A 6,258-nucleotide genomic window follows, 5' to 3' on the forward strand; every position below is an offset into this window, starting at 1 on the left:
GGGTTAGAAAGGTTTGAGAACCACTAAAAAGACCACGGCAAACATTACCAAGACGGGCCCCTCGTTAAAGAAACGGTACCAAACATGGCTGCGGCGGTTTTGGCCGTTGCGGAAGGTTTTTAACAGATGGCCGCAATAGAAGTGATAGCCGATGAGGGCGGCAACCAGTGTCGTTTTGGCGTGTAACCATCCGCCCTGAAAGCCAAACCCGAACCATAGCCACAAACCAAACACCACAGCCAATGCCCCTAATGGGGTCATAAAGCGGTAGAGCTTGTGTGACATCAAGGTCAAACGGTCGCGTTCGGCTTGGGTGTCAGCCATCGCCAAATTCACAAACAGCCTTGGTAGATAAAACAAACCAGCAAACCAAGCGATCACGAAACAAATATGTAACGCTTTTACAACGGGGTAGCTCAAGAGATGTCCTCTCAAAAAAGTGGGTTAACCCTGTTCCCACGGGTTGATGATATTGACGCCAGTGGGTTTGAAATCATCGATATTGCGGGTGATGACGGTCATACCATGTACCAGTGCTGTGGCAGCAATCAGTGCATCGCGTTCCCCTCGCTTGTCTGGAACATGCAGCCGAGCACAGCGTTGGGCGACAGGGGTATCAATCGCCAAAGTCCTCTCGGCAAATTCCGGCAAGACTTGTTGCACTAACCATTTGCGTAATAAAGCCCCTTGATGACTATCCCTGCGCTCAATGGCTAACACACCTAATTCCAATTCCATGATGGTGATCACCGAGATAAAGAGATCGGAGGCATTTACCGTGTTAGCCCATGTGACAACATTTGGGTTCGCTTTGCCAAGGTGTACTTTGCGTAGCTCAGAGACCACATTCGTATCAACAAGATACATTATTCGAGATCCACTGTTTTGGTGTGAATCATCAACCGAGGGGGGATAAAGTCAATCTCCTCAATACTTGGCATAGCCAGTGCATCAGCAATACTGCGCCGTGGTTGTGTCAATTTTTGGTACTCGGCAAAGCTTAAAAGGACATGAGCAGGGCGGCCACGATCAGTGATAAACACAGGCCCGTGGTTAGCGGCTCTTTTTGCTTCGCTGGCTTTTTGATTGAACTCGCGGCTTGAGAAGGTGGTGATTGCCATGTGAAATCTCTCCGGTGCTAGTGGATGTAGAAACATTACTACATGGTTCAGGCAGCCGCAAGCGACTATGGCGTCGGATGGCTCAAAACTTTATGGATGAGTGATGTCAAAAAAATATGACCTAGATCAAGTCAAGTAGCAGTCATCTTTCCTAGCCTGTGCCCTTATTTTTTATGGCTCTCGCCGTCGAGAAAGGAAAATTGTCGATGTTCTCTCTGTCTTCTCGCCATGAAAAAGAGATTCTGTTATCACTAGATCAAATGATTGTGACCAAAACCGATCTGAAAGGGCAGATTACCTATGCTAACCGGACTTTCATGGAAATCGCTGATTTTCAAGAACATGAAGTGTTGAACAAACCACACAACCTCATCCGCCATCCCGATATGCCTCGCGGTGTATTTCGTCTGATGTGGAAGACCTTACAAAAGCGGCAAGAGTTTTTCGGTGTGGTGAAAAATTACACCTCTAATCGCAAGCAATACTATTGGGTGTTGGCAAACATCACCCCAGATTTTAATAACGCAGGTCAGTTGGCTGGTTTCTACTCGGTGCGCCGTCCTGCCTCACGCGCTGCTATCGCTGCTTTAGAACCGATTTATCAACAAATGCGCCAGATCGAAGCCAAACTAAGCAAGACCGAAGGGCCGGATGCTTCTGTTGCTTGGCTATTAGATCAGGTCAGAATGAGTGGCGCGAGTAATTACGAAGCTTTTGTCATGTCTTTAAATAAAGATATTATCAAACAAACAAAAATCACAAGAAATTGACTAAATAAATGTTTCATTATTTTGACATAGCGCAAAGCAGATCAAGGTATGATTACATCCTTTGTGAACTGTCTGCTCTGTCAACCTCATGTCTGCCCACTCATCTAGCCAAGAAGTGCTGTTGTCCGCTCACGATTTAATCATCACTAAAACCAACACCAAGGGACATATTACCTACGCTAACCGTATGTTTATGACGGTTTCGCAATATCCAGAAGAACGGTTATTAGGCGAAGCACACAATATCGTGCGCCATCCTGATATGCCGCGTGGCGTGTTTCGCTTAATGTGGAAAACGCTAAGCCAAGGACATGAATTTTTTGGTGTTATTAAAAACTATACTGCATGTCATAACTACTATTGGGTCTTCGCAAATATAACGCCAGACTACGCTAAAAATCGGCAGATACAGGGGTATTATTCTGTACGTCGCCAAGCCAGTCGTGCCGAAATTGCGACCATGAGCGAGATTTATCAAAAAATGCGAACGATTGAGCAACAGCATGGCAAACAACAAGGCCCAGACGCGGCGATGAGTTGGTTGTTAAATTATGTGCGGCAGCAAGGCTACACCACCTACGAAGGCTTTATCTTGTCTTTACACCGCGCTCACCAAGGAACAAAACAGCGATGACGCATCCCCACTCGCGCTTACACATGCCGTTTTTGCGTACATGGATTAAGCTCATTTTGGTTAGCTTTAACCTGATTATGGTGTTTGGGCTGACTTTGGTGCACTTTTTTCCTGATATGCACAATCTGCTGTGGCTGATTCCTTTGCTGTCGATTGCAATCAGTTTTTATATCCATCTCAACAGTCAACGCACGTTGAAAGTATTGGATATTATGCGCGAGCAAATTCACCACGCGCGGCAAGGTGAATTGCACCACCGCGCCACTCGTACCCGCCATTTGGGTGAGGTTGGGCTCGTAGCGTGGGAAATGAATGATTTTTTAGATTTGGTGGAAACTTACTTCAAAGAAATTAACACCTGTTTTCGCCGTGTCAGTGAACATGATTTCCAACGCCGGCCATTGGCCGCAGGCTTGCCCGGTATGTTTGCTGAGTCGCTCGGCAAAATTGACGAGGCAATTCAAGCGATGGCCGATAACGACCGCTTTGTGCGACAAAATCGCCTATCGTCAAAACTGCACAATCTCAATACCGAACATCTCCGCAGCAACCTTGCCTCGAATCAACACGATTTACAAATTATCAGTGATGAAATCTCGGTGGTGGCAGAGATTGCACAAGAGAACGCTGCCAGCGCCAGCAAAAGCCAACAAACCGCCGATGCTATTGGCCGCCATCTCGACACCATCGCCGGTAGTGTGACCTCGGTGAATACCGCAGCAGAAGATTTAAACCGCGAATGGCAACATATTGGCGAATCATTACAAGCCATCTCTGCCATTGCCGAACAGACCAATTTATTGTCGCTCAATGCCGCGATTGAGGCTGCGCGGGCGGGGGAATCGGGGCGCGGATTTGCGGTGGTGGCAGATGAAGTGAAAAAACTCGCCACCCGCAGTAAAGAAACAGCCGATCAGGTGCAGGCTATTTTGGGCCGCCTGTCGTCACGCATTGAAGATATGCTGCAACGGGCGGGGAATGCAGGTTCGGTGGCCGAGGAAGTGCGAACCTCGGTTGACGAATTTCGCCATCGTTTTGTCCGTCTGGCTGACACTTCATCCGAGGTTATTCGCCGCGTCAGTCTGGTACAAGATAAATCGATTACGTCTTTGCTAAAAGTCGATCACATTGTCTCAAAACAAGAGGCCTATCACCTGCTCTCGGGTGAAGGCAATCCCCAGCAAGATCCAATTGGCCAAGGCCGATTCCAAGCATGGTATGGCAGCGATGGACAGGCCCGCTTTGGTGATTTAAGCACCTTCAAACTGCTGCACGACAAATATAGCGCGGTGCAACAACAGGTACAGTTGGCGTTGAGTCATTTGGCCGATCAAGAAGAACAAACCATCTTACAAGCGATGAATGTGGCAGAGGGCGCGAGTGAGGCACTGTTAGCAGGCCTCGACTCGCTGGCTAAAGAAAGACAAGGCACACAACGCTAATTGGCGATTTTTTCTTCCTGTTTTTCTGCTTTTTCAGGGGGCGGTGTATCCGTCGCCAGTGTTAGCGCTTCGGGTAGCACAACATCAGGCAGTGCCACTTGATCGCTTAAATCGGGTGCTGTTGTCACCACTGCTGCCGCTGCTGGTTTTTTCGGTGGAAAGAAAAACTCACGCGTGTGATGGCGGAAGTGACGCCATAGGCTGCCAAACAACAGCCCTTGTTGTGTCGTGTTCACGCCACGTGCGCGCAAGGCTACAAACAGCGCCAAGGAAAAGCTCATGGTTAAGTTGACCAAGCCGACCAACGCCACCCCGAGTGCTGCCCATGCCATCAATCCGAAGGCAAAATGAAAATCTAATGCCACTGCGGAATAGCCCAAATAGGCAGAAGAAAAGGCGATATGGCGAATATCCACCGGCAGGCCGAATAACACCCCGAACGCAGTCACGCCCCCTAACATAAAGCCAAACGAAAAATTCCCTGCTAGGGCACCGAGGTTGTTGCGAACGTACTCCGCTACACGGTACATGCGCGACTCACCAAAAATTTTTCTTGGCCATTTCAGTTGTAATAGCCGTTCTGGGATGCGGTTATAGGCGGCGGCATTGTCGTAATAGCCGGCCACCAAACCAGACAAGAACAGACAAACCCCCGCCACCGCCGCATAAAACACCGCACCCGATTGCCAAGGGTGGACATCTTGCAGCAGATGGTGGGCTTTATCGACCGAGATCATGTGCTGACCCGTGGTGCCATAGATCAGCAAGCCAATCAACATGGCCATTGGCACGGCAAGGCCGACGTTGCCAATGATAGCGGCAAGTTGGCTGCGGCTGAGGCGCGCAATCAGGACCGCCAGTTTTTGCATATCACGCAATCGTCCTTGGCCCTCGCTGAGGGTGGCGGCGATGGTGTTGGCGGTCATGGCTGGCTGTTTGGTGGCCACTGTACCGTGGAGAATATGAATCAGCACAAACCCCAAGCCGTAGTTCAAACAAAACAGCAGGGCTTCGCTTAATGGCGGCAAATGGGCCTTGCTGACTTCTAATTTGATCATCGCCATAAAGGCAATAATAAAGCCCCCTAACATCGCAGACCGTAGTAGGCTAAAGTAATCTTTGCGGGTTTCGGTGATGTAGTGCTCACCGGTGCGGCTGGCGTTGTCTGTCACCCGTCTAGCGAGTAATTCAATATTTTGTCGCCAATAATGGCGCAAGTGATTTTTCCGACATTCAGCGCGAACTAGGGTTTTCCACAGGTGGATAATATGCGGCGCAGTGGCCTGAAAGTCTTTTTCATCGCGCAGGGTTTCTACGATATTGAGCAAGACTTGGGCGCGGTCGAGTAACTGCCCTAAGCGGCGCAGGTGAAAAGTCAGCGATAGGCTAGTGCCCTCGCGCCCTGCCCGATTGCGAATTTTTTCAACAATGCCACGACATTGATCGAGCAACACTAAAAGATGTTTATCATCAATCGGTTGCTCTGGATCGTGGTAGTGGTCGAGATAGGCGACAGTCTCGACGTTTTGCGCTAAAAAGGGAGATTCAAACTCCTCTATTTTTGGCTCAATCCGCACCAGCTCGGGTTCTAAGCCAATTGCAGAAATGCGGTATGACACCACACGCAGGGCTTCGAGTAGCTGTTGCAGGGGGCGCTGCGAATACTTTTCTTCCTCGAAATGTAAAGCGGCGATGACATCAAGCCACACTTGATCGGAAACAAGCCCGAGCCATAAAGCATCGCTGGCTTGGTGGAACACCATGCCAATAATGTCTTTGAGATAATCGGTATTGGGGACATCAGGCAGCAAAGTGCGTGAAATACGGCGGCCACTTTCGGTAAAAAAGCCCGTTCCCGGAAATACCCCAGTGTCCACATACAAGGAAATCGCTTTGCGTTCGCCAACCAATTGGTAAAGCGTGTTGCGTAGATGTCGGCGCAAATCGGCATGGGTGTGCAGCATGTGGCACAGCGCCTGCAAATTGCGGGTGGCTTCTTCGCCATCATCGGGCCGTCGTGGCCGTAGACTGGTGCCTAAATCGATGAGCGCAATAATCGGGTCTTGCTGTGCGTCACCAAAGCGTGCCAGTGCCGCTTCAAGAGAGAGTTTTGTCATAGTTCGCACATCACCGTATGTAAGAAAGCTGATGGCTTAGAGTGCAGCAACTGATGTTGCAGTGCAAGTAGAGAATATACCCATTAGCTTTGTGCTAGATTAAATTGCTTTAGCATGTCCCGATCATGTTTTTTTCACGCAGACGGTTCTGTTTGTAAATAAAATTATTTTTTA

The 6,258-nt window shown here is 49.1% G+C and carries 7 protein-coding genes; 3 read left to right on the forward strand and 4 right to left on the reverse strand.

Annotated elements, in window-relative coordinates:
* Positions 1-3: 3 nt before the first annotated feature.
* From ACTBZS_RS06740 to ACTBZS_RS06750, 3 genes are read right to left on the reverse strand one after another with little or no spacing between them, the layout of a single operon-like run.
* Positions 4-420, reverse strand: a complete 417-nt coding sequence (locus tag ACTBZS_RS06740; RefSeq protein WP_022653609.1) for a CopD family protein — start codon at positions 418-420, stop codon at positions 4-6.
* Positions 421-444: 24 nt separating this feature from the next.
* On the reverse strand, positions 445-867 hold the full coding sequence (locus ACTBZS_RS06745; RefSeq protein ID WP_460431022.1) for a PIN domain-containing protein: 423 nt from the start codon (positions 865-867) through the stop codon (positions 445-447).
* The gene (locus tag ACTBZS_RS06750) at positions 867-1,121 is read right to left on the reverse strand and encodes a type II toxin-antitoxin system Phd/YefM family antitoxin (protein ID WP_460431021.1); all 255 of its coding nucleotides are present in this window, start codon (positions 1,119-1,121) and stop codon (positions 867-869) included. Before ACTBZS_RS06750 ends, ACTBZS_RS06745 begins: the two co-directional genes overlap by 1 nt.
* 206 nt (positions 1,122-1,327) lie before the next feature.
* Between ACTBZS_RS06750 and ACTBZS_RS06755 the strand changes: the two genes are divergently transcribed.
* From ACTBZS_RS06755 to ACTBZS_RS06765, 3 genes are all read left to right on the forward strand, one after another.
* Positions 1,328-1,891, forward strand: a complete 564-nt coding sequence (locus ACTBZS_RS06755; protein WP_460431020.1) for a PAS domain-containing protein — start codon at positions 1,328-1,330, stop codon at positions 1,889-1,891.
* An 88-nt stretch (positions 1,892-1,979) separates the two neighbouring features.
* A complete protein-coding gene (locus ACTBZS_RS06760; RefSeq protein ID WP_463043639.1) occupies positions 1,980-2,525 on the forward strand; it encodes a PAS domain-containing protein in 546 nt (181 codons plus the stop codon).
* Positions 2,522-3,967, forward strand: coding sequence for a methyl-accepting chemotaxis protein (locus tag ACTBZS_RS06765; RefSeq protein ID WP_463043640.1), 1,446 nt, complete (start codon positions 2,522-2,524; stop codon positions 3,965-3,967). Before ACTBZS_RS06760 ends, ACTBZS_RS06765 begins: the two co-directional genes overlap by 4 nt.
* Here ACTBZS_RS06765 and ACTBZS_RS06770 read toward each other — a convergent pair.
* Positions 3,964-6,084 carry a site-specific recombinase gene (locus ACTBZS_RS06770; protein ID WP_463043641.1) on the reverse strand — a complete coding sequence of 707 codons (2,121 nt, stop codon included), beginning with the start codon at positions 6,082-6,084 and terminating at the stop codon, positions 3,964-3,966. The genes ACTBZS_RS06765 and ACTBZS_RS06770 overlap by 4 nt on opposite strands.
* Positions 6,085-6,258 lie beyond the last annotated feature (174 nt).

Source organism: Aquaspirillum sp. (assembly GCF_055136605.1).